Raw genomic sequence first — 26,505 nt, forward strand, 5'->3', positions numbered from 1 at the left:
TTCACCACCACAACAACACTCAACTAGGAGAACCAAATCATGACTGAACAGACACCCGATCCTCGACAGGCGCGATGGAACGAAGAGCACGCATCGGCTCAGTCCCGAGGAAACATCGTCGGCGGCAAGAACATCTACGCCCGCCACTACGACGAAACCACCGGCCTCTACCAACTCGGAGGGGGATCGACACTCTCACCCGAGGGCATCTACACCGACGTTGACGGCAACGTGCGCGGTGGCCGCTACCGAGTCCGACTCGACGGAGCCCTCGCCCCGATGGTCCCACCGCAGGACGGCGCCAACCCGCAGCCCTTGCCGCCTCTCGTTCCGCTCGGACCCGGCTGGCCCACCCCGCCCGAGGGCTTCGACTGGCCCAACCTCTCCAACCCCAACTGCATCTACGACATCAACTACTGAGGAGAACCAACATCATGAGCACACTCCAGGAATTGCAGACCAAGGCTCGCGAGCTGAAGCAGGCCCGAGAGGCGCGACTCGCTGTCTACCGTGACAACGCCAACAAGGACGTTTCGATGACGCCGAGCGAGCGGGCCGAGTACATCGCGCACTGGCGTCAGGCACTCACCAAGCAGTACGCACCTCAGTTCGCTGCCATCAAGGCGGAGGTCGAGACGTACGCCGAGCGCACGAAGGCTCAGGCAGCTAAGGCCCGCCCTCAGTTCGACGCTGAATCACCGACCGCACTCGTCCGTACCGAACAGGCATGGCGCAACGTCGTTCTCCCACAGTTGGAGAAGGGACGATCGCTTCGAGCGGCACTGCGCAACGCCGACGCTGACGCTGTACTCGGCGCCGAACGCTTCGCCCCCGCATGGCTACAAGCGAACAGCGCCGGCCCCACCGGCCTCGCTGGCACCGACCTTGCAGTCAAGAACGGACGGATGACAGCCAACGATCGGGAGACCGACACGACCGCTGTCACCAAGGCGATCACTGCGCGGTTCATCGAACTCGCGGACCCGGAAGGTGCAGCGGCGCTTGCTTCGGCGAGCACCCTCGACGCCGTACTGCCGGCATTCAATCGGTTCGTCGACCATCTCGACACCGGTGCTGGTAATCCTCTCGCAGCTTCGGTCGGGTTGCACTACGCGATGAACCAGGATGCGGGCTCCGATGATTCCGAACCTGCCGACGACGCAGCCTGATGGCGAACAGGTTTTACGGGTCCATCCCGGACCCTGATCCTGCCGAGAGTCGCCCGTCAAGAGTGGGCAACTTCGCCGAGTGGGAGGCCGGCAAGCGAGAACGGAATCTCGCCGAAGGCGCGAAGACGGACAACCCCGCTCGACCCATCAAGCACTACATCTACGAGCTCGACTACTTCGACAACTGACACCCCAGGAGAACATCATGAGTAAGAACATCGAGATCCACACGCAGACTGACCCCGAAGACACCTTCGTCGACATCCCCGGCACGAGCGGCGCTTTCTCGGGCAAGCCGAAGCAGGCACGCATCTTCGGCCAGGCTGACGCCATTCAGCCGGGGTCGATCACTGACCGGGAAGCGCCTGTCTACGACGAGGACATGACCCCTGAGAAGGCCGTCGAGCACGTGCGTTCGAATCCGAGCCGAGCCTTCACGATCTTCAACACCTCCGGCGACGTAGCCTGACCCACCCCTGCGGCCCAGCCTTCACCGGCTGGGCCGCTCGGAAGGACACCCATGACAGACACTCTTGAACCCATCAGCCAAGGCCCCGCACGCGGGTACAGCTGGGCGCCCTTCGTGGCCGCGAACTTCGTAGCGAAGAAGCATGGAGCCTATTCCCCGCGCACCATCACGCCGCTGGCAGCCGAAATCGCCAATGCGGTATGCGAGGCGCGCCCAGACCTTCAGAAGCCTGAGATGCAGCCTGCCGTCCTCGCCTACGCCCGCACCGAGGCGCAACTCGAAGTGCTCACCGCTTACGTCGACCTCCACGGAGCGATCGACGAGAACACCGGCGAACCATCCGGCGCAGAAAAGTACCGCCTCCGCATCGACACCCAGGCAGCGAACCACCGATCACGACTCGGACTCGACCCACTGAGCGCAGCGAAACTGGGCAAAGACATCGCCTCCACGAAACTCGACATCACGACGATGTTCACCCAACTCCAGGCGGAACTCGACAAGGCGAACGGAACCACACCATGACCCTCAACGCCACCGCCCTCGCAGGCTCCCTTGCTAGCCCCACAGAGTTCGCCAAACGTCTTGTAGGACAAGAGCTTTGGGAACACCAACGTGAACTGGCCGAATGCCCCGCCCGCTACCGCGTCGTGTGCGCGGGCCGACAGGTAGGCAAGTCACGAGGCACCGCGATCATTGCCCTTCACCGCGCTTACACCAAACCCGGATCGCTCGTCCTGCTCATTTCGGCCGGCGAAGTGGCATCCGTCCGACTGCTCGAAGAGTGCGCTTCCCTCGCACTCAGTTCGCCGATGCTTGCGGGTGCGGTACTGGATGACAGCAAGACGCAACTGGTGCTCTCGAATGGCTCTCGCATCATCTCAGTGCCCGCGTCCGCCAAGCAGATCCGAGGCTGGGCAGTGGACTTGCTCATCGTCGACGAAGCGGCCTTCGTCGACACTGAAATCTGGCGAGCGGCAGAACCCTCGATCATCGCCCGCCCCGGCTCCAAGGTGATCCTGCTGTCCTCGCCATGGGGCAACTACGAACACTTCTTCCGCCGCCTGTGGAAGCAGGGAACCGACGCACCCACGCTCGATGTCACATCGTTTCACTGGCCATCGTCGCGCTCGCCATACATCAGCCAAGACGACCTCGACAAGATCCAGGCCCGAGAGCCCGCTCACTACTTCAACCGCGAATACCTTGCCGAGTGGACTGACGACACCGGCGCCTACTTCACGACCGCCGAGCTGGACAACGCGGTCGCGGACTACGAGTTCGCGCCGCTCGAACGCGACAACGGCCAAACAGTCGCAGGTGGGCTGGACTGGGGATTCAGCAACGACGCCAACGCCGTCGTTTTCCTCGCAGCACAAGCAGACATGGAGCTGAACACCCTCGCTGGCAGGTACTCGCAACGCACTGTGAAGCCGGTCTACTACATTCCGCACCTCGAACAGCACAATCGAATGCAGTTCTCCGACTTCATCGACCGACTCGACGAGCTCTCACAGATGTTCGACATCTACCGCTACATCAGTGAGACCAACGGAATCGGTATCGCACCGACCCAGATGCTCAGCAGCCGCATGGCCGACAACCATGGCAACGGCCGGATGCGGACCATGGTCAGGGGCGTCACCACCGACAACCGACGCAAGGCAGACGCATACGGACGCCTCAAAGTGCTCCTGCAACAGGGGCGGCTCGTGCTGCCCAAACATCCCGACCTGCTCCGCCAGCTTCACAGCCTCGAATACGAGCAGACCACCACAGGGCAAATGCGAATCAGCGTCCCAGAGACCGCCGGCCACGATGACCTCGCAGACGCGCTCATGCAAGCAGCGGCCGGGATCTTCATCAACCCCTCGCGTGCTTGGACATGGCAAGACGGCACCGGATCCGGCGAAATCCTGACCACCCTAGGCGGAACGAAGATCCACAAGAATCCACGGGCACATAGCAGCGTCTGGCTACTGGGAGGAAAACCAGAATGACGAATCCGAACAAGACCAAAGGCGACCGAGCAGAACGAGCAGTGCGTGACTTCCTCCGCACCAACGGCTTCCCCCACACAGAACGAACCCGCGCCGGCTACACCAGGGACGCTGGCGACCTACACCCCGCGCCCGGACTCACCATCCAAGTCAAAGACCGCGCCGCCTACGCCTGGCCTGAATGGCTCCGACAACTGGCCGAGCAGAAGGACGAAGCCCGAGCCGATCACGCGCTCCTCGTCCTCAAACGCCGCGGACTCGGCAACCCCGGGCAATGGCTCGCAGTCATGCCCCTCGAACAGATGACACAACTACTCCGCGCAGCCGGATACGGACACGAAAACGAAGGCGGTACAGAATGACTCATTCCACCGAACGCGGAAGGCCCCCCGCACACGAGGAGCCTTCACCGGGAATCAACCGACGCCAATCCGTTGCATCCATCAACGATTCTAGCGCAGGCAACCCCGAAATGCCCGGCCACGAAGACCCCTACACGGACCTACCACACCCCGCCGACACCCTCGACGAGCCCGAGCGACCGCACCGGATCCCACTCCGCAAACGCCTACTCCGACTCTCCGACCTCGCCACCCTCCCCGCAGTCGAACCACTCGTCGACGGAATCATCTACCGCGACACCCTCGCCCAACTCGCCGGCGCCCCTGGCTCCTACAAATCCTTCGCGACAGTCGGTCTCAGTGTCGCCGTCGCAGCGGGTGAAAATTGGGAAGGACACCGAGTTCCCCGAGCGGGCAAAGTTGTCTACGTCGCAGCAGAAGGCGCAACAGGTCTCCGCGCACGCATCCTCGCCTACTGCGAACTCAGCCGCATCAACCCCGAGGTCCTCGAAGGGCGCCTATTCATCCTTCCCTGCCCTATCCAATTGGGTGAGTTCGTCGACGTGGCCGAAGCGATCGAACTCGTGCAAGAGGTCGGAGCTGACCTACTCGTCCTCGACACCCGCGCACGCTGCACAGTCGGCCTCGAAGAGAACTCCGCCACTGAACAAGGCAAGGCCATCCACTCACTCGAAACCATCCAAGCCGCCGCGCACTGCGCAGTCCTCAGCGTCCACCACAGCGCCCGATCCGGCAACGCAGGCCGAGGTAGCAACTCATGGGACGGAGCCGTCTGGTCCGACCTCCGCCTCGAAGGAGGCGACCTCATGGCCAAACTCCACATCGAAAAGCACAAAGACGTCCCCGCAGGCATGGACTACCACTACCGACTCATCCCGCACACCGTCTCACCAGCCCTAATGGCAGGCGTGGACGAGCAACAGCGTCAAACGCTGGTTCTCGTACAGGCCGACAGTATGTCCGCAAATGGGGTGCGGACAAACCTCCTCGCCGCCGACAAGAACGCCACCCAACTTCTGAACATACTGCGAACAAACCTCACCCATGACGGCCTATCCGGATCCGCGATCCAAGCCCTCGCCAGCGACGCAGGCATGGGTCGCACCGCCTACTACAACGCGATAAAGACACTGGTAGAACGCAACACCGTGAAGAACATCGGTACCGAGAAGCGCACACATTACGTACTCACCTCAGTTGCCGCAGCACCACCGCAAGCTGCCTAGTCCACGTATGTACGAACTATGTACGCACTATGTCCGGACTCCCGCCGTATGTCCGTCCGCTCTCTCTTCTCTATAGAGAGCGGACGTACGGACATAACCAAACAACAGGACACACACTCATGACCACCACATGCCAACACCACTGGCAATACGCACACCACGGAACCCTCCACTGCTGCGACTGCAACACACCAATCCATGCAGATACTTGCGCCGATGCAACTAATCCCAATAGCGCCAACACCTTGGAAAACCATGCAGACAGATGAATGAATATGCGCGCTCGGTGCCTTGTCGTTCTCGGCCGGCTGGTCTGTTGAAACGATGCGCACGAGTTCTGACTTGCGACACGATTACGACACGAATTCAAGATCATCCAACAGAACGTGACGGCATGACTTTGAGTCGGTATCTCAGTCTTGATGCAGCTCAGCGAGTGCAGTCGAATGGCATCGAATCAGTCGCAATTAGTCCGCTTGCTAACAAGAGGTTAGGGGTTCGAATCCCTTCGGGCGCACAAGTAAGAAGGTCACAGACTCCGGTCTGTGACCTTCTTTTTGTTGTGGTGCATTCGCAATTTTTGAATGTGTGTGACGTCACCTCGGCGAATTTCGGTCGGTGACCCTCGCGATCGTAGGAACCAACAACCGATCCCCGCGACCTATGCTTTCTCCGGAGCAGCCGCGCAAACCGAGGAGAACCCGTTGGAGACCGTCGACAGTCGGACGCTCCCGGTCTACTCGGCCGGGGCGGTCGAGGTGCCCTTTGTCATCGCGGGCATGGACGAACTTGTCTCCCGCGAGACCCGGTGGGAGGCGCACTCGCACCCGACCCACGAATTGTTGTGGAACGAGCGAGGAGCGTCGAGCGCCACGGTGGGATCGCGCACGTGGACGATCACCCCGACCGTCGGTCTGTGGATGCCCGCCGGCGTCCTGCACTCGGCGATCGCGCCCGCCGGAACCTGGTATCGGGCCGCTCAGCTCGACATCGCATCGGTTCCGTCTCTGTCCGACGTGCCGGTGGCGATCGAGGTAACTCCGCTGCTGCGGAACCTCCTCGAGCGACTGGCAGACGATTCACTCGGAACCTCTTCGCGCTCGCTCACAGAGCAGATGGTGATCGACGTACTGGCGCCGTCACCCAACGAGTTGCTGGTTCTGGTGCCGGACTCGGCGCTTCTGCAACCCATCGTCGACGCGATCGGTGACGATCCGAGTGACATGCGAACGCTGTCCGACTGGGCAAGGCTCCTCGGCGTCAGCCCGCGAACCATCACCCGGGTATTTCGGTCGGAGACCGGGATGAGTTTCGGGCAGTGGGTGTCAGCGGTGCGCGCCCAACGGGCGGTGACGCTTCTTGCACACGGCTTGGATCTGCAAGAGGTTGCCGAGCGCGTGGGCTACCACTCGACCAGTGCGTTCGGTGCGGCATTCCGGCGCACCACCGGGGCCACACCAGGGATGTTCCGGGCTAGCTGATCGGCCATCACACCTTGTCTCGATCGCTACAGGGGGTGTCCCAAACACGCGATTGCGCCACATTGCCCTCCCGTATACGGTTTAGGCAAACCTCACCTAAGTGCCCGATTGAGCCGGGTTGAGGGCCGTACCCCTTCTCGAGAGAGTTCTGTTTTCATGCGTTCAAAACGCTTCTTGGCGGTGGCCGCAGCAGCGGTCGCAGTCGCCCTCGGCATGACAGCTTGCAGTTCCGACTCCTCGGAGACCGCCGACGGCGGCAGCGCCGGAAGCGGATCCAGCTCCTTTCCCGTCACGATCGAGCACGCTTTCGGAACTACGACGATCGACGCCAAGCCGGAGCGAGTTGCCACCGTTGCCTGGGCCAATCACGAAGTGCCCCTTGCTCTCGGCGTGGTTCCCGTCGGAATGGCAGCGGCGACGTTCGGCGACGACAACGGCAACGGAATGCTGCCGTGGGTCGAGGAAAAGCTCGACGACCTCGGCGCGAAGCCGCCGGTGCTCTTCGACGAGACCGACGGCATCGACTTCGAAGCCGTCTCCGATACGAACCCTGACGTCATTCTTGCCGCGTACTCCGGATTGACGCAGGAGGACTACGACACTCTCAGTGAGATCGCTCCGGTGGTGGCGTATCCCGAGGGGCCGTGGGCGACGTCGTGGCGTGACGTCATCAAGTTCAACAGCATGGGCCTCGGCATGGAATCCGAAGGGCAGGAACTGATCTCCACCATCGAGCAGGAGATCACCGACGAGGTTGCCTCACATCCGCAGCTTGCCGGCAAAGCAACAATGTTCCTGACGCACGTCGACACTGCCGACCTGAGTCAGGTCAGCTTCTACACTGCGAACGACACACGCGCCGCGTTCTTCGAGGACCTCGGACTTTCGACGCCGAAGAGCGTTGCCGACGCCTCGACGGGTGGTGAGTTCTCGAAGAAGGTCAGTGCCGAGCGTGTGGACGTCTTCGACGACGTCGAACTGATCGTCACCTACGGTGACCAGGCACTTGTCGACGCACTCAAGGCTGACCCGCTGCTCTCGCAGATGCCTGCTGTAGCCAACAATTCGATCGTGTTCCTCAACGGAACCGGGCCGATGGGAACGGCGGCCAACCCGACTCCGCTCGCCATTTCGTGGGTACTCGGCGACTATGTCGATCTGCTCGCCGGGGCTGCTGGAAAGTCGGAGTGACTGTAACCTCGCAGGATTCGGCGTCGGGCGCCAGCGATACGCGGCGCCCGACGTTCGGCAATTCGCTGTGGCTGATCGCCCTTCTCGTGGTCCTCGCCGTGCTCATGTGCGCCTCGATCGTCATCGGCTCTCGTGAGGTCGATTGGTCCGACATCGTTGCCGCACTTGGCGGTTCCACCGACAACATCGGTCAGGGTGCGATTGCCAAGCGCATTCCGCGGACGGTGCTCGCGATCATCGTGGGTGCTGCGCTCGGTCTTGCCGGCGCGGTGATGCAGGGGATTACCCGAAACCCTTTGGCGGATCCCGGAATCCTGGGCGTCAACATGGGCGCTTCGCTCGCCGTGGTGATCGGAATGGCGTGGTTCGGATTGTGGACCCAGACCAGCATGATCTGGGTGGCCGTACTCGGTGCAGCCGGGGCGGCATTGTTCGTCCACGTAGTCGGGTCACTCGGGCGAGGTGGAGCCACGCCACTCAAGTTGGCTCTTGCCGGGGCCGCAACATCGGCTGCGTTTGCTTCGTTCATCACTGCGATCATGCTGCCGCGAAACGATATTGCGGGCAACATTCGTTCGTGGCAGATCGGCGGCGTCGGTGGCGCGAGTTTCGAGGTGATCCGGCAGGGTCTGCCTTTCCTCATTGTCGGCTTCGTGATCTGTCTGCTGTCAGCGCGCAGTCTCAACTCTCTTGCGCTCGGCGACGAGGTTGCGTCAGGTCTCGGCGAACGCGTCGCGGTGGTTCGTGCAGTGGCAGCGCTCGGTGCAGTGTTGCTCTGCGGTGCGGCCACTGCCATTGCCGGACCGATCGGCTTCGTCGGTTTGGTTGTCCCGCATCTGTGCCGGTTGCTGATCGGGATCGACAACCGTTGGCTACTACCGTTTTCTGCGCTGACAGGTGCCGGCCTTCTCGTCGCCGCCGACATTCTCGGACGAATTGTCGCCCGGCCGAGCGAAATCGACGTCGGCATCATCACCGCGCTCGTCGGAGCGCCCTTCTTCATTTACATAGTCCGCCGTCAGAAAATACGTGAGCTGTGACCACTACATTCGTTACTCCCGAAGTCGAGGTCGACGCAGTCGGAGCAAGCCGTATCCGACGAGGTAGACGCCGCCGCATCGTGATTGCCGTGCTGACGGTCCTCGCCGTCGCCTCCTTCGCGGTCACTCTGATGGTGGGAAAAACCTTCTACCCGCCGTCAGATGTGCTTCGGGTCGTGCTGGGGGAGAACGTGCCTGGTGCCTCGTTCACCGTCGGCCGCCTCCGGTTGCCTCGCGCTGTCCTCGCTGTGGTCGGCGGAATCTGTTTCGGCTTGGGTGGCATCACGTTCCAGACGATGCTGCGCAACCCGCTCGCGAGCCCCGACATCATCGGGATCAGCTCGGGCGCAAGCGCTGCAGCGGCTTTCGCGATCATCTCGCTTTCGCTCGGCGGCTCGCAGGTCTCGATCTTCGCCATCGCTGTCGGTCTGGGCGTCGCAGTCTTGATCTACGTTCTGTCCTTCCGAGACGGTGTAGCGGGCACTCGGCTGATCCTGATCGGTATCGGCATCGCCGCGATGCTCGACAGCGTCACCGCCTACCTGCTCAGTACCGCCGCCGCGTGGGATCTGCAGGAGACGATGCGTTGGCTCACCGGCAGTCTCAACGGTGCCAACTGGGGTTCGACGGTTCCCGTACTCCTGGCGCTGGTTGTCCTCGGACCGGTGCTGCTGAGCCAATCGCGCAACCTTTCGACCATCCAGCTCGGTGACGACGCAGCACAAGCGCTCGGCGTCAGAGTGGAACGAACGCGCATTCTGACGATCATTGCGGCCGTCGGACTCATCGCCTTTGCCACTGCCGCTGCGGGGCCCATCGCCTTCGTCGCATTTCTGTCAGGGCCCATCGCCGCCCGCATCGTCGGTCCGGGAACATCACTTTTGATTCCGTCTGCGCTGGTCGGAGCGCTGCTGGTGCTCGTTGCCGACTTCTGCGGACAGTACGCCTTCGGCACCCGCTACCCCGTTGGCGTGGTGACTGGCGCGCTGGGAGCGCCGTATCTCGTCTACCTCATCATTCGCTCCAACCGAACGGGAGGTTCGCTGTGACCGAATCCCATACTCTGACTGTCGAAAACCTCGAACTCGGTTACGGAGGACGGACCGTCGTCGAATCGCTCGACCTCGCGGTGCCGCCGGGAAAGATCACGACCATCGTGGGCGCCAACGCGTGCGGCAAATCGACGCTGCTGCGGTCGATGTCGCGGCTACTCAGTCCCCGAAGCGGTCATGTTCTGTTGGACGGCAAGGATGTTCATCGCCTACCCGCGAAGAAGCTCGCTCGCACGCTCGGTCTGCTGCCGCAGTCACCGATCGCACCGGAAGGGATAGTTGTCGCCGATCTCGTCGGCCGAGGCCGACATCCACATCAGCGGGTGCTGTCGAGGTGGAGTCGAGAGGATGACGCAGCCGTCGCCGAGGCGCTTGCGGCAACGGACACAACCGAATTGGCCGAACGATCGGTGGACGAACTTTCCGGTGGTCAGCGCCAACGTGTGTGGATTGCGATGGCGCTCGCCCAACAAACCGATCTGCTTCTTCTCGACGAGCCGACTACCTTCTTGGACGTGAGCCACCAGGTTGAGGTCTTGGACCTGCTCACCGACCTGAACCGGACTCGGGGTACAACGATTGTCATGGTTCTGCACGATCTCAATCTCGCCGCCCGCTACGCCGACTACCTCGTCGCCATGGCCGATCGCCGGGTCTACGCGGCGGGTGATCCTGCCGAGGTGCTCACGAGCGACAACGTCCGCACCGTTTTCGGTCTCGAGAGCCGAATCATCCCCGACCCCATCTCGGGTAAGCCGTTGGTGTTGCCGCTCGGGCGCCACCACGTTCTCGACGACGTGTTGACGTGACGGCGTCGAACGCCACGGGCGGGCGGATCGAATCCGTGGAACAACTCAATGCGATTCTCGGACAGCCCCATCCGACGATCATGGAGAAGCAGACCGCCTACACGACTCCGTTGATCCGTGAATTCATCGAGCAGGCACGGTTTTTTGTGCTCGCGACATCCGATGCGGCCGGAAATTGCGATTGCTCGCCGCGCGGAGACTTGGTCAGTCAGGTTCTGTTTCCCGACGAGAAGACGCTCGTGCTCCCGGATCGTCCGGGCAACCGGCGCGCCGACTCGTACCGGAACATGATCGAAAATCCTCACGTGGGGATCCTCTTTCTCGCGCCCGGGCACGACGAGATCGTGCGCGTCAACGGCACGGCGACTCTGTCCACCGATCCTGATCTGTTGGACTCGATGGCGATGAACGGCAAGCCGGCGCAGCTTGCGGTGATCGTGAAGATCGACGAGGCGTATCTGCATTGTGCGAGAGCGATTCTGCGGGCGAAGCTGTGGGATCCGTCGACGTGGCACGCATCCGATGACGTACCGAGTCTGCGCGACATGATGGCCGAGCAGCACAGCCTGCTGGTCGAGGATCTGGAGCCGGCTCGACAGGAGGCGTACCGCAAGTACCTGTACTGAGCGCAGATCCGTCACCTATGTCCGATAATGATCCGTGCCTTCAATTGCCTCGTCGCTGTTCTGGATTGCGCTGATCGCGGCCATCGCGCCGATAGTCGCGGGCTTGATCCCGCGTCGACTGGTTCCCGAAGTGGTGTTGCTACTGGTCGCGGGCGCCGTGGTCGGGCCGTTCGCCCTCAACATCGCCGCTGACAGCGAAGCGATCGGAATCCTCCGCGAACTCGGCCTCGGCATGCTGTTCCTGCTCGCCGGCTACGAGATCGACCGACAGGAACTCAGTGGGCGCGGCGGACGTCGAGCGCTCTACACGTGGCTGTTCTGCCTCGCGTTGGCGTTCACGGTGGTCGCGCTGCTTGGCATGAGGAACGTGATCTCCGCCGAAGCCGCTGTTGCCATCGCAATGACGTCGACCGCACTGGGCACGCTGTTGCCGATCCTCAAGGACAACAAACTCCTCGACACACGCTTGGGCAAGACGGTCCTCAATCACGGGGCCGTCGGCGAACTCGGGCCGGTCGTCGCGATGGCGGTGCTGCTGAGTGCCCGTGGTGCCGTCCTGTCGCTGATCGTTCTTGCCGTCTTCGCCTTGATCGCCATCGTCGTGGCGGTGCTGCCCGGCAAGCTGATTCACGAAGGCTCGTGGACACATCGGCTGGTGCGGGCAGGAGCGGACACCACGGCGCAGACGACGGTCCGCCTCACCGTTCTGTTGTTGGTCAGCCTCGGAGTGCTGTCGGCCGTGTTCTCACTCGACGTCATTCTCGGCGCGTTTGCCGCCGGCTTCATCCTGCGGCGACTGATGCCAGAGGGCGACGAGCGCCTCGAGATCAAGCTCGACGGGATCGCCTTCGGGTTCCTCATCCCGATCTTCTTCATCACTTCAGGCATGGCAATCGACGTCTCGGCGGTCGCCGCCAGTCCCGGCATACTGATTGCGTTTCTGATCCTGATCGTTGTCGTCCGCGGCGTGCCGGTGTTCTTCGTGACCAAGTTCGAGAAGGTCGAGCCGCCCTTCACCACGCGCGAAAGTGCGCAAGTCGCGTTGTACGGGGCTACCGGTCTGCCCATGATCGTGGCGGTCACGGGCGCTGCCGTCGACGCGCATCAGATGTCGTCGGACAACGCGTCGATTCTTGTCGCGGCCGGTGCGATCACCGTTCTACTGCTGCCGATGCTCGCCACTCTCTTGACGAAAAAGGAGAAAGTGTCCTGATTCAGAGATCCAACTGCTCGTCGAGCCAGTCGAACATTCGCTGATCCGTCAGACGCCTCGCCATGGGCTGGCAGTGGAAGTTCGCGCCCTCGGCAGCGGTAAAGGGAACCACCGTCGTCGGTCCGCCGGATAGGGCGGCAAGCCGCTTGGATTGACCGGGCCAGAACTGCTCGCCTTCCGGATCGGTAATCAGCAGGGGAGTGGAGATCGAGCCGGCGACGTGTTCGAGGTGGTACTTCCGAACCTCGGCGAGAGTGTTGTAGTAACCGTCGGCGAGGTACGGACGCGCTCGGAAACGCCAGATCCGGGCGGTGTCCTTGGAGAACTTCATCCCCATCGCCATGTCGCGGTCGAAGGCCTCCGACTTCCCCTCGTCGAGCAGCTTCTGCATGTTCTTGGGGATATGGGCGAGCCACGACGCGGCCACGTCCACGACCCCCGGATCGGCGATCGCTGCCGCGATCCGATGCTCGAACGCCAACGACTGCGGCACCCAGTAACCGCCCTGACTGATCCCGTACATCGCCAGCTTCGACGCATCGACGTCCGGCCGGTCCACGAGATAGTCGACGACGGGCGTGATGACGGATTCCCAGTCGTGACGGAACGGGATGTTGCGCTCGAAGAGCATCGACTGCTGACCGGGACCGTCGAACATCAACACGTTGTAGCCCCGCTCGAGGGCCCCGGCGCCGCCGCTGCCCCACAGTCCGCTGATCGGGCCGTCGCTACCGTTCACCATGATCAACGTCGGCCGTCGCACGTCGCCGGGCGGCCGGAAGAAGTACCCGGGCAAGTAGGTGTCCTCGTAAGGGATCCGGACGCGTTCGACGGGCTGGGCGGTGGTGTCGACGAAGCGGTCCCATGCCTGTCGGTGACGTTTGAAAGTGGGGACCAGAACCGAATCGTCGCTGAGACCGTCTACGGCGTTGATCGCCACACCGAAGTACGACGCCGCCCGCAGGTACGCGTTGGACGCGCTTCGCGAATGCCCGGCCGCGGCTGCCTCATCGGCCTGCCCGAATACTCGTGTGCCGAGGTCGAACCAGGCCTCGTACCAGCCCTCGAGGTCTTTCTCGCCGACATGAGCGATGGCCGAGAGCACTTCGCCGGTATCTGCCGCGCCGTAGGTGGCTTGCCCGAGAACGACTCTTAGCTCGAAGTCGAAGGACTCGTTGCGGTAGAAACCGGCAGTGAACGCCTGGTGTGGATGGGCGAAGAACGACGACGCGAGAGACATGGGCACACCTTCGCTAGTTCGGGGCAGCCATTTTCAGTTGTAGTTCCAGGATCGCCCGAATCGGTTGCCGGAAAACCTGTCAGCGTGGCGACGCCGGGAGCCCGGTGGATGGCGGCCTCGACATCGCAAATGCCAGGGTGCACAACCACAACGACATCCCCAACACCTGTGCGCGTTGAGCGATACCCAGTCCGAGATTACCGCCGCCGGAGACTTCGATGCTGTTGGTCGTCAACATCCACACCGTCGCAAGGGAAGTCAGGATCAAAATGGTCAGACCCGTCGTCCGCAAAGAAGGGTGTTCGCGATACCTGAACGCTCCCACGGTGAATGCGATCATCGCGGTGAAGATCGCGAACACCGCCACGCTGCTCGTCAATGCGTGAACGTGGTGAAGCTGCGGAAGTAGGCCGTCGGGTGCGCTCGACGGGCAGCCCTCGCCCGAGCATTCGAGAGGGAACGACGCGTCGGCGATTGTGGCGATGCCGAACACTGCAAGTGCAATCCAGCCCGTGACGTAGAGCCTGCGCCTGGGCGTGATCAGCAGACCCAGCGCTCCGGAGATCAACATCAAGATCGCGGACAGGACGTCGGCATTGCCGAAGACGTCACGGTATTTCTGGTTCTCGGCATCGAGTTCGCTGAGGAACGATGTCACCGGGTCGAGGCCGGTGTCGAGGAAGAATTCGAGAATCCACGACGAGTAGACAATTCCGCCCAGAGCCAGCGCAGCCACCAAACCCCACCGCGCAACATTGCGTTCCTTCACGAAATCGAGCTTACGGACCGAGCAGGGCTTTCTGGACGCGTTCGGCTGCTACCAGCGGATCTTCGTGCTCCCAGATGCGGATGACGGTCCAACCCTGCTCTGCCAGACGTGCATCGGTGTCGCGGTCTCGAACCACGTTGGCGGCCAACTTGTCCGTCCACCACTGCGCGTTGTTCTTGGGAAACGTCGCATGCTGCGGGCAGCTGTGCCAGAAGCATCCGTCCACGAACACCGCGACTTTGCGGCGCGGAAACACCAGATCAGCGCGTCGGCGAACACCTTTGACAGGCGCCCGGTCAACGAAGTACCGGAGTCCGCGCCGATGAAGCTCGCGTCGAAGTGCAATTTCAGGTTTGGTGTCGCGCCGACGCTGAGCGCTCATCCGAGCGCTGGTGGCAGGATCCGTCGCAGGCACCGTGGTTCCCTCAGCCGTCGGAATCGTCGCTGTCTTCGGGATCGGACCAGGTGGGCGCAAACCTGTTGCGACGCTCCACTTCACCGTGCACGACGGTCACGAAGTCGGTGAACGAGAGCGTCTGAGCTTCGGTGGGCCGGCCGTTGCGCGGCGGCGGCTCGTCGACGTCGAAGAACCGAACCGCGCCGTCGGGTTCGTAGAGTCCGATGTAGACCTTCTCGAAGAGGTCGTAGCGGGTGTCCTCGGCGCCGAGATCCACCCAGGCCTTTCCGGGAACGCCGACCACCGCGCGCTTGCCCCGGCCCGAGCGCTTCGAGAGCGTCGTGACGTGGTGTGCAAACGAGGATTTGCCGGTGTCACTGGTTTTGGTCGGGTCGCCGTCGTCGCACGTGGCGTACGGCTCGAACATGACGGCGACCAACACGCTGTACGGCTGACGCTGATGCAGAACCATTGCCTCGCCACGCAATTCGTGGTCGTTGCGGACGATGTTCTTGGTCCACCGTCCAAGTTTTCCGCTGCGGGGACTGTAGTCCTGGAAGTTGTACGTCTTGATGGAGACGCAGAGGATCAGGCCGAGAGTGGGGTCGAGGGCCTTGACGTCCAAGCGCTTTCGGCCCTTGGCGACATCAACGGTTGCCTCCTGGCCTTCGCCGGACGCTGTCGGGGTGATGTTGGGATACAGCGGACGCAGAGCGTCGGCCACCGTCTGTGCCAGTTGATTGGAGAGTCGCTGGGCGTAGTTCTTCTTCTCGCCGCGATCGGCGTCGGCCGGAGGCTTGTCGCCCGCGAGTTGCAGTGCGCTCCACAGTGGTTCGTGTTCCGGCTCGGAAAACAGCGGTTCGGGGAATAGCGTTTCAGGTTCGGGGAACAGTGATTCCGTCATGCCGCGGCCTCGGGGTATCCGCCCATCCGCTCGAGATGGCTTTCGACGTCCTCGATGAAACCGGGGATGAACCGAAGATTGCCCATGCGTGCGCGCTTGAGGAAGCCGGCTGTGGCCCGCGCCGACAGCAACCGCGTGTCCTCGAGGAAGCCACTCAGATCCTCGTAGTCGTACTGGACCGGCCAGGTCGAGGTGTGGACGCGGAAGGCTTGGCGGTTACGGCCCCATGCCGCACTCGGCCACGCGTCGCCCGGTTCGAGTGGCGTCTCGCCCGCGGCGTCGTATGCGATGGGATCGTTCAGCCGGCCACCGACCCACGATGCCATCCGCACGCTCACGGCATTGCCGACGAGCTTCCATCGGTGGCTGTGGCGTAGGCCGGGAACCTCGACGGACGGAAGCGTCCAGTCGGGATCGAAACCCTGCAGGCGTTCGGCGTCGACGAGGCCGGGAGTGACTATCTCGCCGGACGGCAACCGGACCGCCGGCTGACTGGGGATGCCGACGGACGAGCCGCCCTTGAGCGTCGGCACCGCATTGACGGCCCATCCGAGTCCGCGAGTGCCTTCGGTCCAGTAGAAGCCGCAGGGGTAGTCCGCGGGATCACCTCCCAGGCGCTCGCCGGCGTCCTGGCCGAACAGGATTTCGCGAGGATCGTCCGTGCGCGAGGCAAGCATGATGACGCGCTGGCGGCGCTGGGGGAGTCCGAAGGCGCGGGCGTCGACCACCCGGTATGCCCAGGTGTATCCGAGGTCTTCGAGAGCGTCGGTGATGTGCCGCATGGCAGCACCCTTGCCGAGTTGCAGCATGAACGGAACGTTCTCGATCAACAGCCAGCGCGGGCCTTTCTTGCGCTTGACCAGACGGAACACCTCGTCCACCAGGCCTGAGCGTGCGCCGGTGATGCCCGCCGTTTTGCCGGCCTGAGAGAGGTCCTGGCAGGGGAAACCGGCGGCCACCAATTCGATGTCACTGGGCAGCGCACGCAGTTTGGTGACGTCGCCGTGCAACGGCACGTCGGCGAAACGCGAACGGAGAACTGCCTGGGCGCCCGGATCGATTTCACACAGCAGTTCGGTGTTCCACCCATGTTCCGAGAGCCCCAACTCGAGCCCGCCGATACCGGCAAACAAACCCACCATGCTCCGCGACGACGTCACAGCACCCTTCCTCACGAACCGACCTAGAAGCACGGTACTCGAGAACTCCGACACCGTTTGCCAACTATTCGGTCTGCGGGGTGCTCCTGGCGGAAGAAGCGTTGTGAAACGGCTTACATCGAGATCTTCGGGGCCGATCGAAGTCCCTAAAAGGTCCCTGATCGAAGCAATAACCCGAACCAGCGGTGCTCCGCGCCCGTTCGTCCATTACCGTGGTCGGGTGAGCATCCAACCTTCCGGTGACGCGTCCTGGCCCGCGGTATTGACCTGGCAGGCCCACAACGCTCCTCGTATGGAGTCTGTTCGTGTGCAGCTGAACGGAAATCGCATCAAGGCTTCCGGCCGGATCATCGGTGGAGCCTGCAGTGAGCACCCGGCATTCAGCGCGTCGTACGACCTGGTCACCGACGAGGCCGGCATCACCCGCAGGCTGTCGGTGCGGACCGCCCTGGCCGCCGGTGAGCGTCAGATGTCGATCAGCCGGGACGAAGAAGGCACCTGGATGGTCGAGAACGGCGCCAGTCACCAGCGCTCTGCGTTCGATGGCGCACTCGATGTCGACGTGATCCTCAGCCCGTTCTTCAACACGCTGCCCATCCGCCGCGTCGGCTTGCAGAACGACATCGAAGACGCCGAGGTCCCGGTCGTCTACGTCAACCTTCTCGACCTGCGTGTCGAGGGTGCGACCATCACCTACAGCAGCGGCACCGACGGAATCAGTGTGCTGTCCCCGGTGTCCAGCTCGACGCTGGCCGTCGATACCGAAGGCTTTGTCCTCGACTACCCGGGTCTGGCAACTCGAATCTAGGTTTCGTACCTCTAGGTTTCGGATCGCCGGATGACACCACCGCGTCGACCGGCGTCCCGCATCCGCTCGATCCAGTCGGGTTCTCCGACCTGAACGTCCTCGATGTCCCAACGCTCGTGCGACTCGTAAGCGCCGCGCGCAGCGAACCCCGAGTCGACAAATCGTGCCGTCGAGCCGTTGTCGAGCAGATCGGTACGTGCACCCTGCAAAAGGTCGAGCGCTTCATCCAGTGCGACCAGCAGGGCGTCGCGGTTGCCCTCGCACATCGCCCGCACCAGGCCAGGAGCGCTCCCGGCTACGCGGGTGCCGTCGCGAAATGACCCGGCGGCCAGCCCAAGAGCCAGTTCGCCGCCGGCAGCTCCGGTGATCGCGAGTGTTTCCGCCAGTAGGTGGGGCAGGTGCGAGATACGTGCAACTGCTCGATCGTGCTCGAGAGACTCGGCCGGCACGACCACCGAGCCGCAGTCGAGTGCAAGGTCGGCGACCTGCGACCACACGTCTGCGTCGACGCCGTTGTCGGTGGCAACGACCCACACCGCGTCGACGAACAGATCGGCATCCCCGACCGCCCAACCCGAAGCTGACGTCCCCGCCATCGGATGACCGCCCACGAACTTGGCGCTCAAGCCCGCTCGTTCGACCGCGGCCTTTACTTCGCCCTTGACGCTGACGACGTCCGTGATCGGATTGTTCGGCGCATGCGCGGCGATTGCCTCCAAGGTGGCGTCGACGGCAGGCATCGGCACGGCGATCACAATGATCGCACCGCTCTCGTTCGCTCTCTGCAGCACTGAAACCAGATCGGTGTCGGCGTCGAAACCGTCGGCTCGGGCCGCGTCGGCGGACTCGCTGGAACGGTTGTAACCCCACGCCTGACGGCCGGATCGGACGGCGGCGCGAAGTAGCGAACCGCCGATCAATCCGAGGCCGAGAACGCAGACTGGTGGGGCGGAATCGATCGCAGACACGAGTTCAGGTTGGCACATCGATGCTCGGACTTCACTCACTGGCACCAGGCGGGCTACCGTTGCGCCATGGGTGCACAGCGCGCGGGTAACAAGAGCGCCTCTTCGAACCAGTCGGAGGAGCTTGAAGGCTTCGGTGTCGCGGTGGTCCGTGAAGAGGGGCGTTGGACGGTCAAGGCACTGACGCCCGACGCGTTGACCTCGCTCTCGGCCGCCGAAACGCAGCTGCGTGAGCTGCGAAGTTCGGGTGCCGTCTTCGGTCTTCTCGACGTCGACGACGAGTTCTTCATCGTGTTGCGTCCGGCGCCGTCCGGCACGCAGTTGCTGATTTCCGACGCGACCGCCGCCATCGACTACGACATCGCAGCCGACGTCCTCGACGCCTTGCACATCGAGATCCCCGACATCGACCCGGACGACCTCGACGATGTCGAACCCTGGGAAGAGGGCGATCTGTCCGTGCTGGCCGATCTGGGCCTGCCGGAACCCGTGCTCGCCGTCATCGCGGCCGAGACCGATCTTTATCCGGACGAGCAGTTGGGGATGATCGCGCAGCGACTCGGGTTCGCATCCGAGTTCGGCGCAGCGCTCGACAAGCTCCCGCGCTAGATGACTCTCGCTGACGATCAGCGCATGATCCGTGCGGCCATCGTGGCCGCACGTTCCGCCTCCGACGCAGACGTCCCGGTCGGGGCAGTGGTGTTCGACGCAGACGGCGTCGAAGTTGCTCGGGCCTCCAATGCAAGGGAAGCGTCGTCCGATCCGACCGCGCACGCCGAAATCCTCGCGTTGCGTGCTGCCGCAAAAATCTACGGCGACGGCTGGCGCCTTGAAGGTGCGACGCTGGCCGTCACCCTCGAGCCATGCACGATGTGTGCGGGCGCTCTGGTCCTCGCCCGGGTTTCTCGGGTCGTTTTCGGGGCGTGGGAGCCGAAAACCGGAGCCGTCGGATCATTATGGGACGTAGTTCGAGATAAAAGATTGACCTATCGGCCGCAGGTGCGCGGCGGGGTCCTCGAGGACGAATGCGCTGGGCTTTTGGAAGATTTCTTCCGCGAGCAGCGGGCCTGAAATCGGTATTCCCCATCGAGAGTGATCGCACACTCGGGTAGCCGGATCCAGCAATCGAGGGCATGGTGGAGGCAGATGCCGTCAGGGCATCGGCGGATCGTCGGAAGGCGATTCGTTCGCGTTCACAGAGGAGTACTCATGGGAATCGCAGACAAGGCTCAGAACAAGGCCGAAGACCTCGGGGGCAAGGCCAAGGAAGCTGCTGGCAGCGCTACCGGTGACCGGGACCTCGAAAACGAAGGCAAGGGCGACCAGGTGAAATCGGCCGTCAAGGATGCAGGCGAGAAGGTCAAGGACGCCGCCTCCAGCATCAAGGACAAGCTCACGTAATACCGCTCCACCTGGCGATTTCAGCCACGGGCACTCCATCCGGTAAAGTCACCAACGGTGGCGTGTCCGAGCGGCCTAAGGAGCACGCCTCGAAAGCGTGTGACGGGTAACCCCCGTCCGAGGGTTCAAATCCCTCCGCCACCGCCAAAGCTCCCCACCTGTTCACGCAGGTGGGGAGCTTTTTTGTATCTCAGTGCCGCTGCCGGAGATCAGATCTGGTTGTCATCCGTGATGAACGGGCCTGCGCCGAACGATCGCTACGACGACAAGCAGCGCCCCAGACAACGCGGACACGAGCGGAACCCAGAACCCCGCAATCTTCAGCAGCCGTTCCGCCCGTGCGACCTTCTCGGCCACCATCCGGATCGACGCATCGGAGGTTTCCATCCGAACCTGGTAGAGATCGAGAAACGGAACTGTTGTATCTCCCGACGCGATGTTGAGCACGGTGGTCTGGTTCTGGGTGAAATTGACGGGTGCGCCGAGGTGGGAATCGATGGCGAGATCCACCCGGTTCGTCGAGGTGTAAGTGAGGGGTACCGCGTCGGGGGCGGTTTCGAGCGCTCGCTCCACTGCAGCGATCCGGTCGGCCGGCAATGCGGGAATCAAGGTCTTCACTATCTCTCGCTGCATTGTCGACCCGACCCCGCTCGGGTCGAGGATTGCGATACCGGCTTTGAGTGGGCCCAGAACCGCGGGGTCTGCGATGGGGGCGGCAGTTGTGCCGGTGAATTCGTGTACTTCGCGACCCGCGAACATCGTTGTCCCGGTGTAAGTTACAGGCTGCGCGGTCCGTGTCACCGAGTCGTAGACAAGTGCGTCGTCGGTGGTCGGATTTTTCGGGAAGGACATCGTCATTCCGCCGCGTTGATCCTCGACCGATACTCCGTCCGGTGCGGTGGTCTGAGTGAAATCCACGCGACTGACGGCGAAGGTGTGGACGTCGGTGGCGTCGCCGCTCGGAAGGTGTGTGATCGCCATGCTGGTAAGTATCGCGGAATCTCCTTCTGCCTGAACGACTCTCAAGGATCGGTCTATCGTGATCGGGGTACCGGAGTCGAGTCCGAAGGTCGTCGGGTCGAGTTGCCGGAGTGTGCTCTCGAACAGTGCGGTCTCATTCGTATCCGCGGGCAGCTTGGATAGATTCGGCACGGCAACGTATTTGATCGCCGCTGCTGCCGCGGTCAGCATCAGGCCGACGACGAAGAGCGCGATGGACGAACGGCGAAGGGCCATGGAGTATCTCCTCGGATAGAGAACGGGCGCCTCGATTGCGAGTGGCTGATTTGTCCCGCGACTCGGCCGCGGGGGTGCACAGCTCATCGCGGGAATGGGTCGCGGATCGGACGCCATAAATCGAAGTCCGACTTGGCGCGAAATATGTTCTTGTGGAGACTATTTCACGTATTTGCGTGACGCAAGACGCAGATGGAGTAGGATCTGCGGGCTTGAATGCCCACTCGCGGAAACGATCTGGTTCATGGCGAGGCTGAGGAATGGAAAGACTGCGGCCCCGACTTCATGGGGAAGTCGGGGCCGCAGTCGCGAGTGTTCAGTTGCTCCGAATGTTGGTTCCAGTCAGCCTACGTCTGCTGAATTACCGTTCGGTTCAGCAGAATCCACGGCAAGCAGGCGCTTCGCCGCCAGACGTAGGCGCCGTTTCACCTCGTCGGCTGACATGTCACCGTTCAGCCAACTGACGACACTGGCGACCCACAGGGTTTCCATCATGTCCAGTGCGCGGGCCTGTATCGGGTTGCATCGATTGTCGGGACCCCACGCTTGAACGGCAGCAATCTGGGTGAAGGTGACGGACCAGTGTGATTTCACGTTGATTTCTTCCGAGTGTCGGACCCGGTCGAGGTCGAACTCGAGCACCGTATTGCCCGCGGACATTGCAGCGTGGGCGAACCCCGGATCCCGGACCATCGCCACGTAGGCCCGGACAAACACTTCGCCGGCACGACCCTCCGCCGTCCGCTGTCTGGGCGGACGACGGAGCACGTCTTCGGTCAGGGAGTTCAGTTCGGAACCGACAGCTGCATTGATGAGGTCGTCTTTCGACGCGTAGTACTTGTACAGCGTCGAAAGTGCCGTTTGGGCGACACGAGCGACCTCCCGCATCTGCACGGCTTCGTAGCCACCGGCGGTTGCCAACTCACGGGTTGCTTTCACGACTCGCTCGACACGGAATGCCTTGGCCTCAGGTGTGCGGCCATTAACCTTCACTGCGGCCATCCGTGTTGTCCCCAATCGTGTACCGAAATCTGACACTGTCGCCTCAAGCACCACGATATCGTCCCGGCACCAAGCCCAGTTCACACGCTCAGCACCCGGTACTCATTCTTACCGAGTATGCGTTGGTCAGCTCGGAATCTGGGTCATGAACAAGGACGGGTGCAGGCCGTCTGCCAATGGTCGGAACTCCCCTTCGACCTTGGCGGCCAAGTCGTCGAGGTCCCATGGTCCGTCCGACGACACGGAGGCAATGACGTCGGGGTTGTTCCACAGCTTCACCTCGAGGCCGGAGGCGCCGAGGGTGCGGCCCGACAGCCAATCGGAACTCGTACCGGCGAGGTACGTGACGATGGGCGCAATGTTGTCCGGCGAGTCGTTGCCGGGGGCGGATTCGAATCCCAGTTGCTTCTCGTCGGGGATGGTTTGTGTCAGTCGGGTGGCGGCACCCGGAGCGATAGCGTTGGCGGTTACGCCGTATCGAGCCAGGGCATTTGCCGTGGACGCAGTCAGGCCGACAATGCCCATCTTGGCTGCTGCATAATTCGGCTGACCCGGTGAGCCCTGCAGTGCCGAATCGGAAGTGAAGTTGATGATGCGGAAGTGGCCGTCGGGATTCCGCAACGAACGCCAGTAGGCAGCTGCCGGCTTGATGGTGCTGAAATGGCCACGCAGGTGCACGCGGATGACCGCATCCCAGTCTTCTTCCGGAAGGTTGAAGATCATCTTGTCACGCAGGATTCCCGCGACATTGACAAGAATATCCAGCTTGCCGTAGTTCTCCAGCGCGAGATCGACCAGGCGTTGGCCGGTCGCGACGTCGGCGATGTCGCCGCCGTCGGCGATCGCAGCACCACCACCGGCAACAATCTCGGCAGCAATGTCTCGCGCCGGTCCCTGGTCACCACCCGCACCATCGGGTGCCGCGCCGAGGTCGTTGATGACAAGCTTTGCGCCCTGCGCAGCGAACAACTTACTGATCGACGCGCCGATGCCTCGGCCGCCGCCGGTGATGATCGCTACACGACCTTCGAGTGAACCCATGAAATCTTTCCTTTGTTAGTGCCACGACTGTTAGTGCCACGACGAGATTCGCGGCGAGTCTCTAGCGGGGGTGAGTGGATTGCATATCAGTGGATTGTCGCGGTGCCCTTGTCGATGACCGCGTCGCCGGATTCGTCGACCGTCCGGAACCGAACATCGGTACCGTCAACCCAGATCGAGGTCGTGATCGTCTGTCCTGGAAGCACGGACTTGGAGAACCGCCCCGACATCCCCCGAAAGCGCTTCGGGTCTGAATCGGCGATGGTATGCAGGAGGGCCCGGCCGGCGTAACCGTATGTACACATCCCGTGCAGGATGGGAGTGGGAAAGCCGCCGCGGGCGCTGAACGCTGGATCCGAATGCAGGGGATTCCGATCGCCGCTGAGTCGGTAGAGTAGTGCCTGGTCCGGTCGAGTCGTGTACGTGACAACGCGATCCGGTTTGCCCGTGGGCAATTCCCAGGAGTCCGATGGCCCGCGCTCGCCCCCGAACCCTCCATAGCCACGCAAGAACAACCCCGACTCGAGGGTCCCCACGATCTGGCCGACAGAGTCGCGGGCGACAGTTTCCGTCATGACCAAGGCCCCGGAACCCTTGTCGTAGACGCCGGTGATCGTGCCGGTGGTTTCGACGCGACCGTCCGTCGGGAGCGGTCCCGTCAGGCTGAGCGCTTGCGATGCGTGCAGCACCTTGGTGAAGTCCACGTCGTCGGGCAGCGACGGCCCGCCGCCGACGAATGCCACATTGGCGAAGGTCGGGAGAACGACCTGTGGTGTGGCCTCACTGTTTTCGGTCGTGAACTCCAACTCGTCGAGGGGGTCAGGTTGACCGGCTCCGACACCCAGCGCATACAGCAGTGCGTCTTTCGACGTCCAACTTGTCCAGGCAGGTGTGCCGGAGAGTCCGACGAGTGAGCTGTCGATCGGCATGTTTGACCTCGATTTCATCCACGTGATAGTTAATGGGCCGGACCGGGGTTACCGGACGGTAAGTGCGATTCGGCTTGACGGAAGCGTCGAAAGTGTTGCGTGACAACGTTCTCTAACTAAAGAGAACACGTTACGTATGTGGTTGGCAAGTCTCCTGCCGAGTGGAGGCGGGTCAATTTTCCGAATTTCCAGCCAAACCTTGACATACAGGATGAACTGAATCACTCTGGTCGTTGCAGAACGTGTTCCGTTTAGGTGAAACTAACGGAACGCGTTCCTTTAAGCGAACGTACGGTACGCATTTCTCTATGCGAAAAGTAACGGCACGTGTTCTGTTTGCAACGGTGATGGACTGAATCCCGTTGAATGCCTTCATAGGTCGATTTCAGACCTAGACGACGAAAGGACTGTCGATGACAGGGCCTGTACCGGTGCCGACCCCGGCGACCGCTCCCTATTGGGAGGGTGCGCAGCGCGGGGAGCTCACAATCCAACGATGTGAGTCATGCACACAGCACTACTTCTATCCGCGACCCTTCTGTCCCTTCTGCAATTCCGATGACGTGGTGTGGACTTCTGTCAGTGGTCGAGCTCGGCTGGTGTCCTACGTGATCAACCACCGACCGATTCCCCCGTTCGATCCCACGACGCCGATCATCGTTGCACTGGTCGAACTCGACGAGGGCCCCTACCTGATGAGTAACGTGATCGGGGTGGCTGCTGATCCTGGGAGTCTCCCACTCGACCTCGAGCTCGAAGTCACGTTCGTCGAGCGTGGAGACATGAAACTTCCTATGTTCACGCCGCTGCAGGAGTCCGCCAGATGACAACAAGCCATGTGACATCCATGCACAACGGAAACGTGGTGATCGTCGGTGCGTCGGAGACGACGGAAATCGGTGTATTGCCAGGCATGTCCATCCTCGATCTCCACGCCAATGCCGCCCGCAACGCAATGGCCGACGCAGGCCTCACGCCAGCGGACATCGACGGCGTCGCTACCACCGGCTTGCTTCCGATGGAAGTCAGTCACCACCTGGGTATCACGCCTCATTGGCTGGACGGAACAGGCGTTGGGGGATGCAGTTTCATGCTTCATGTGCGTCACGCCGCGGCCGCCATTGCTTCCGGTGCCGCTGACGTTGTGCTCGTGACGCATGGCGAGTCCGGGCGGTCCCGCGTTGGCGCTCCACCATACTTGACGCCTTTGGATTCCATGACCGGTCAGTTCGAGGCTGTCTACGGCGCAAATATGCCGTACTCGACTTTTACCGTTCCGGCGCTGCGCTTTCTGCATGATCGCGGAATGACTCGCGAGCACCTGGCTGAGGTTGTTGTTGCGCAGCGCAACTGGGCCCTCGACAACCCGCGAGCTTTCCGTCGCAAGCCGACGTCGGTCGACGAAGTGCTGTCCGGTCCACCGGTGGCCTACCCGTTCACCCGTGACATGTGCTGTGTGCTCACCGACGGTGGCGGCGCCGTGATCCTGACCAGTGCCGAACGGGCGGCAGACATGCCTGGATCTGATCGGCATGTGTATTTGCTCGGTTCCGGTGAATCTGCCGAAGGCCCACTGGTTTCGCAGATGCAGGACCCTGGATCGTTCCGTGCATTCCGTCATGCCGCCGCCGATGCCTTCGCCACCGCGGGAATCACCCGCGACGATGTCGACCATCTGATGGCATACGACGCCTTCGCTCACGTTCCGCTCTACATGCTCGAAGATCTCGGATTTGTCGGTCATGGTGAATCGGGAGACTTTGTCGCCGAAGGACATACGTCAAAGGGAGGCCGACTTCCGATGAATACCAACGGCGGTGGAATGTCGTACACACACAGCGGGATGTACGGAATGTTCGCCATCCAGGAGGCGGTCCGTCAGCTACGCGGGGAGGCCTGCGAGCAGGCTCCCGAAGTCGAAATCAGCTTCGTCCAGGGAGTCGGATACTTCTTCGGCGCCGCCGGCAGTTTGGTTCTCTCGAATCGGCGTCCGTGAGGGAAATCTTCTGTCCCAG

At 62.4% G+C, this 26,505-nt stretch carries 31 protein-coding genes and 1 tRNA gene; 22 read left to right on the forward strand and 10 right to left on the reverse strand.

What is annotated here, in order from left to right:
- Positions 1 to 39 precede the first annotated feature (39 nt).
- The 15 genes from RA302_RS01575 (at position 40) to RA302_RS01645 (ending at position 12,638) form a co-directional block, all read left to right on the forward strand.
- Positions 40 to 420, forward strand: a complete 381-nt coding sequence (locus RA302_RS01575; RefSeq protein WP_338479135.1) for a hypothetical protein — start codon at positions 40 to 42, stop codon at positions 418 to 420.
- A gap of 14 nt (positions 421 to 434) precedes the next feature.
- Positions 435 to 1,169, forward strand: coding sequence for a hypothetical protein (locus RA302_RS01580; protein WP_058227123.1), 735 nt, complete (start codon positions 435 to 437; stop codon positions 1,167 to 1,169).
- The gene (locus RA302_RS01585; RefSeq protein ID WP_141695765.1) at positions 1,169 to 1,357 is read left to right on the forward strand and encodes a hypothetical protein; all 189 of its coding nucleotides are present in this window, start codon (positions 1,169 to 1,171) and stop codon (positions 1,355 to 1,357) included. Before RA302_RS01580 ends, RA302_RS01585 begins: the two co-directional genes overlap by 1 nt.
- 17 nt (positions 1,358 to 1,374) lie before the next feature.
- Positions 1,375 to 1,638 carry a hypothetical protein gene (locus tag RA302_RS01590; protein WP_338479138.1) on the forward strand — a complete coding sequence of 88 codons (264 nt, stop codon included), beginning with the start codon at positions 1,375 to 1,377 and terminating at the stop codon, positions 1,636 to 1,638.
- A 51-nt stretch (positions 1,639 to 1,689) separates the two neighbouring features.
- Positions 1,690 to 2,163, forward strand: coding sequence for a hypothetical protein (locus tag RA302_RS01595; RefSeq protein ID WP_215515592.1), 474 nt, complete (start codon positions 1,690 to 1,692; stop codon positions 2,161 to 2,163).
- The gene (locus RA302_RS01600) at positions 2,160 to 3,638 is read left to right on the forward strand and encodes a terminase family protein (RefSeq protein WP_338479142.1); all 1,479 of its coding nucleotides are present in this window, start codon (positions 2,160 to 2,162) and stop codon (positions 3,636 to 3,638) included. Before RA302_RS01595 ends, RA302_RS01600 begins: the two co-directional genes overlap by 4 nt.
- A complete protein-coding gene (locus RA302_RS01605; protein WP_161121131.1) occupies positions 3,635 to 4,000 on the forward strand; it encodes a hypothetical protein in 366 nt (121 codons plus the stop codon). The genes RA302_RS01600 and RA302_RS01605 overlap by 4 nt, the downstream gene beginning before the upstream one ends.
- Positions 3,997 to 5,226, forward strand: a complete 1,230-nt coding sequence (locus RA302_RS01610) for an AAA family ATPase (protein WP_338479145.1) — start codon at positions 3,997 to 3,999, stop codon at positions 5,224 to 5,226. Before RA302_RS01605 ends, RA302_RS01610 begins: the two co-directional genes overlap by 4 nt.
- 704 nt (positions 5,227 to 5,930) lie before the next feature.
- Positions 5,931 to 6,707, forward strand: coding sequence for an AraC family transcriptional regulator (locus RA302_RS01615; RefSeq protein WP_029537413.1), 777 nt, complete (start codon positions 5,931 to 5,933; stop codon positions 6,705 to 6,707).
- Positions 6,708 to 6,863: 156 nt separating this feature from the next.
- Positions 6,864 to 7,898 (forward strand): iron-siderophore ABC transporter substrate-binding protein, encoded by a 1,035-nt coding sequence (locus tag RA302_RS01620; RefSeq protein WP_134998571.1) that lies wholly within the window; start codon positions 6,864 to 6,866, stop codon positions 7,896 to 7,898.
- Positions 7,895 to 8,938 carry an iron ABC transporter permease gene (locus RA302_RS01625; protein WP_166501661.1) on the forward strand — a complete coding sequence of 348 codons (1,044 nt, stop codon included), beginning with the start codon at positions 7,895 to 7,897 and terminating at the stop codon, positions 8,936 to 8,938. Before RA302_RS01620 ends, RA302_RS01625 begins: the two co-directional genes overlap by 4 nt.
- Positions 8,935 to 9,987, forward strand: a complete 1,053-nt coding sequence (locus RA302_RS01630) for an iron chelate uptake ABC transporter family permease subunit (protein ID WP_151530905.1) — start codon at positions 8,935 to 8,937, stop codon at positions 9,985 to 9,987. Before RA302_RS01625 ends, RA302_RS01630 begins: the two co-directional genes overlap by 4 nt.
- Positions 9,984 to 10,799 (forward strand): ABC transporter ATP-binding protein, encoded by an 816-nt coding sequence (locus RA302_RS01635; protein ID WP_046377768.1) that lies wholly within the window; start codon positions 9,984 to 9,986, stop codon positions 10,797 to 10,799. The genes RA302_RS01630 and RA302_RS01635 overlap by 4 nt, the downstream gene beginning before the upstream one ends.
- A complete protein-coding gene (locus tag RA302_RS01640; protein ID WP_151530904.1) occupies positions 10,796 to 11,425 on the forward strand; it encodes a pyridoxamine 5'-phosphate oxidase family protein in 630 nt (209 codons plus the stop codon). The genes RA302_RS01635 and RA302_RS01640 overlap by 4 nt, the downstream gene beginning before the upstream one ends.
- 34 nt (positions 11,426 to 11,459) lie before the next feature.
- Positions 11,460 to 12,638 (forward strand): cation:proton antiporter, encoded by a 1,179-nt coding sequence (locus RA302_RS01645; RefSeq protein WP_019746478.1) that lies wholly within the window; start codon positions 11,460 to 11,462, stop codon positions 12,636 to 12,638.
- Position 12,639: 1 nt separating this feature from the next.
- Here RA302_RS01645 and RA302_RS01650 read toward each other — a convergent pair whose 3' ends face one another.
- The 5 genes from RA302_RS01650 to dcm all read right to left on the reverse strand — a co-directional run bounded on the left by RA302_RS01650 (position 12,640) and on the right by dcm (position 17,090).
- Complete coding sequence (locus RA302_RS01650; RefSeq protein ID WP_166501662.1) at positions 12,640 to 13,878, reverse strand: prolyl oligopeptidase family serine peptidase; 1,239 nt, start codon at positions 13,876 to 13,878, stop codon at positions 12,640 to 12,642.
- Between the two features lie 79 nt (positions 13,879 to 13,957).
- Positions 13,958 to 14,647 (reverse strand): DUF998 domain-containing protein, encoded by a 690-nt coding sequence (locus tag RA302_RS01655; protein WP_007731663.1) that lies wholly within the window; start codon positions 14,645 to 14,647, stop codon positions 13,958 to 13,960.
- 10 nt (positions 14,648 to 14,657) lie between these two features.
- Positions 14,658 to 15,062 (reverse strand): very short patch repair endonuclease, encoded by a 405-nt coding sequence (locus tag RA302_RS01660; protein WP_019746481.1) that lies wholly within the window; start codon positions 15,060 to 15,062, stop codon positions 14,658 to 14,660.
- A gap of 10 nt (positions 15,063 to 15,072) precedes the next feature.
- Complete coding sequence (locus tag RA302_RS01665) at positions 15,073 to 15,948, reverse strand: hypothetical protein (protein ID WP_019746482.1); 876 nt, start codon at positions 15,946 to 15,948, stop codon at positions 15,073 to 15,075.
- Entirely contained in the window at positions 15,945 to 17,090 is a 1,146-nt protein-coding gene (dcm, locus tag RA302_RS01670; protein ID WP_153211133.1) for a DNA (cytosine-5-)-methyltransferase, read from the reverse strand. Before dcm ends, RA302_RS01665 begins: the two co-directional genes overlap by 4 nt.
- 238 nt (positions 17,091 to 17,328) lie before the next feature.
- Here dcm and RA302_RS01675 point away from each other — a divergent pair, with 238 nt between their 5' ends.
- Positions 17,329 to 17,916 carry a putative glycolipid-binding domain-containing protein gene (locus tag RA302_RS01675; protein ID WP_019746484.1) on the forward strand — a complete coding sequence of 196 codons (588 nt, stop codon included), beginning with the start codon at positions 17,329 to 17,331 and terminating at the stop codon, positions 17,914 to 17,916.
- An 11-nt stretch (positions 17,917 to 17,927) separates the two neighbouring features.
- Here RA302_RS01675 and RA302_RS01680 read toward each other — a convergent pair whose 3' ends face one another.
- Entirely contained in the window at positions 17,928 to 18,902 is a 975-nt protein-coding gene (locus RA302_RS01680) for a prephenate dehydrogenase (RefSeq protein ID WP_166502884.1), read from the reverse strand.
- 48 nt (positions 18,903 to 18,950) lie between these two features.
- On the opposite strand from RA302_RS01680, the gene RA302_RS01685 reads away from it, so the two are divergent.
- From RA302_RS01685 to RA302_RS01700, 4 genes are all read left to right on the forward strand, one after another.
- Positions 18,951 to 19,490 carry a tRNA adenosine deaminase-associated protein gene (locus RA302_RS01685; RefSeq protein WP_003943823.1) on the forward strand — a complete coding sequence of 180 codons (540 nt, stop codon included), beginning with the start codon at positions 18,951 to 18,953 and terminating at the stop codon, positions 19,488 to 19,490.
- On the forward strand, positions 19,491 to 19,952 hold the full coding sequence (locus RA302_RS01690; RefSeq protein WP_047271540.1) for a nucleoside deaminase: 462 nt from the start codon (positions 19,491 to 19,493) through the stop codon (positions 19,950 to 19,952).
- Between the two features lie 138 nt (positions 19,953 to 20,090).
- Complete coding sequence (locus tag RA302_RS01695) at positions 20,091 to 20,282, forward strand: CsbD family protein (RefSeq protein WP_003943869.1); 192 nt, start codon at positions 20,091 to 20,093, stop codon at positions 20,280 to 20,282.
- A 56-nt stretch (positions 20,283 to 20,338) separates the two neighbouring features.
- Positions 20,339 to 20,429: transfer RNA gene (locus RA302_RS01700), tRNA-Ser, on the forward strand.
- Positions 20,430 to 20,504: 75 nt separating this feature from the next.
- Here the strand turns inward: RA302_RS01700 and RA302_RS01705 are convergent.
- The 4 genes from RA302_RS01705 to RA302_RS01720 form a co-directional block, all read right to left on the reverse strand.
- Positions 20,505 to 21,518: a porin PorA family protein gene (locus RA302_RS01705; RefSeq protein ID WP_166501663.1), complete on the reverse strand. Its 1,014-nt coding sequence runs from the start codon at positions 21,516 to 21,518 to the stop codon at positions 20,505 to 20,507.
- A gap of 342 nt (positions 21,519 to 21,860) precedes the next feature.
- A complete protein-coding gene (locus RA302_RS01710) occupies positions 21,861 to 22,520 on the reverse strand; it encodes a TetR/AcrR family transcriptional regulator (RefSeq protein WP_084324994.1) in 660 nt (219 codons plus the stop codon).
- Positions 22,521 to 22,646: 126 nt separating this feature from the next.
- Positions 22,647 to 23,561, reverse strand: a complete 915-nt coding sequence (locus RA302_RS01715) for an SDR family NAD(P)-dependent oxidoreductase (RefSeq protein ID WP_166501665.1) — start codon at positions 23,559 to 23,561, stop codon at positions 22,647 to 22,649.
- An 86-nt stretch (positions 23,562 to 23,647) separates the two neighbouring features.
- Positions 23,648 to 24,508: a MaoC/PaaZ C-terminal domain-containing protein gene (locus RA302_RS01720; RefSeq protein ID WP_225320233.1), complete on the reverse strand. Its 861-nt coding sequence runs from the start codon at positions 24,506 to 24,508 to the stop codon at positions 23,648 to 23,650.
- Between the two features lie 395 nt (positions 24,509 to 24,903).
- Between RA302_RS01720 and RA302_RS01725 the strand changes: the two genes are divergently transcribed.
- Positions 24,904 to 25,317: an OB-fold domain-containing protein gene (locus RA302_RS01725; protein WP_042950388.1), complete on the forward strand. Its 414-nt coding sequence runs from the start codon at positions 24,904 to 24,906 to the stop codon at positions 25,315 to 25,317.
- Complete coding sequence (locus RA302_RS01730; protein ID WP_084324996.1) at positions 25,314 to 26,486, forward strand: thiolase; 1,173 nt, start codon at positions 25,314 to 25,316, stop codon at positions 26,484 to 26,486. Before RA302_RS01725 ends, RA302_RS01730 begins: the two co-directional genes overlap by 4 nt.
- The last annotated feature ends 19 nt before the right edge of the window (positions 26,487 to 26,505 follow it).

The organism is Rhodococcus sp. DN22 (assembly GCF_036669995.1).
Taxonomy (GTDB): Bacteria; Actinomycetota; Actinomycetes; order Mycobacteriales; family Mycobacteriaceae; genus Rhodococcus_F; species Rhodococcus_F erythropolis.

What these genes read in the sequence shown, in the direction of transcription:
- RA302_RS01705 (WP_166501663.1), bottom strand. Translation starts at nt 21,518, where the DNA reads ATGGCCCTTCGCCGTTCGTCCATCGCGCTCTTCGTCGTCGGCCTGATG.
- RA302_RS01605 (WP_161121131.1), top strand. Translation starts at nt 3,635, where the DNA reads ATGACGAATCCGAACAAGACCAAAGGCGACCGAGCAGAACGAGCAGTG.
- RA302_RS01620 (WP_134998571.1), top strand. Translation starts at nt 6,864, where the DNA reads ATGCGTTCAAAACGCTTCTTGGCGGTGGCCGCAGCAGCGGTCGCAGTC.
- dcm (WP_153211133.1), bottom strand. Translation starts at nt 17,090, where the DNA reads ATGGTGGGTTTGTTTGCCGGTATCGGCGGGCTCGAGTTGGGGCTCTCG.
- RA302_RS01650 (WP_166501662.1), bottom strand. Translation starts at nt 13,878, where the DNA reads ATGTCTCTCGCGTCGTCGTTCTTCGCCCATCCACACCAGGCGTTCACT.
- RA302_RS01590 (WP_338479138.1), top strand. Translation starts at nt 1,375, where the DNA reads ATGAGTAAGAACATCGAGATCCACACGCAGACTGACCCCGAAGACACC.
- RA302_RS01730 (WP_084324996.1), top strand. Translation starts at nt 25,314, where the DNA reads ATGACAACAAGCCATGTGACATCCATGCACAACGGAAACGTGGTGATC.
- RA302_RS01595 (WP_215515592.1), top strand. Translation starts at nt 1,690, where the DNA reads ATGACAGACACTCTTGAACCCATCAGCCAAGGCCCCGCACGCGGGTAC.
- RA302_RS01585 (WP_141695765.1), top strand. Translation starts at nt 1,169, where the DNA reads ATGGCGAACAGGTTTTACGGGTCCATCCCGGACCCTGATCCTGCCGAG.
- RA302_RS01710 (WP_084324994.1), bottom strand. Translation starts at nt 22,520, where the DNA reads ATGGCCGCAGTGAAGGTTAATGGCCGCACACCTGAGGCCAAGGCATTC.
- RA302_RS01715 (WP_166501665.1), bottom strand. Translation starts at nt 23,561, where the DNA reads ATGGGTTCACTCGAAGGTCGTGTAGCGATCATCACCGGCGGCGGCCGA.
- RA302_RS01725 (WP_042950388.1), top strand. Translation starts at nt 24,904, where the DNA reads ATGACAGGGCCTGTACCGGTGCCGACCCCGGCGACCGCTCCCTATTGG.
- RA302_RS01665 (WP_019746482.1), bottom strand. Translation starts at nt 15,948, where the DNA reads ATGACGGAATCACTGTTCCCCGAACCTGAAACGCTATTCCCCGAACCG.
- RA302_RS01580 (WP_058227123.1), top strand. Translation starts at nt 435, where the DNA reads ATGAGCACACTCCAGGAATTGCAGACCAAGGCTCGCGAGCTGAAGCAG.
- RA302_RS01720 (WP_225320233.1), bottom strand. Translation starts at nt 24,508, where the DNA reads ATGAAATCGAGGTCAAACATGCCGATCGACAGCTCACTCGTCGGACTC.
- RA302_RS01600 (WP_338479142.1), top strand. Translation starts at nt 2,160, where the DNA reads ATGACCCTCAACGCCACCGCCCTCGCAGGCTCCCTTGCTAGCCCCACA.
- RA302_RS01695 (WP_003943869.1), top strand. Translation starts at nt 20,091, where the DNA reads ATGGGAATCGCAGACAAGGCTCAGAACAAGGCCGAAGACCTCGGGGGC.
- RA302_RS01685 (WP_003943823.1), top strand. Translation starts at nt 18,951, where the DNA reads ATGGGTGCACAGCGCGCGGGTAACAAGAGCGCCTCTTCGAACCAGTCG.
- RA302_RS01575 (WP_338479135.1), top strand. Translation starts at nt 40, where the DNA reads ATGACTGAACAGACACCCGATCCTCGACAGGCGCGATGGAACGAAGAG.
- RA302_RS01690 (WP_047271540.1), top strand. Translation starts at nt 19,491, where the DNA reads ATGACTCTCGCTGACGATCAGCGCATGATCCGTGCGGCCATCGTGGCC.
- RA302_RS01680 (WP_166502884.1), bottom strand. Translation starts at nt 18,902, where the DNA reads ATGTGCCAACCTGAACTCGTGTCTGCGATCGATTCCGCCCCACCAGTC.
- RA302_RS01610 (WP_338479145.1), top strand. Translation starts at nt 3,997, where the DNA reads ATGACTCATTCCACCGAACGCGGAAGGCCCCCCGCACACGAGGAGCCT.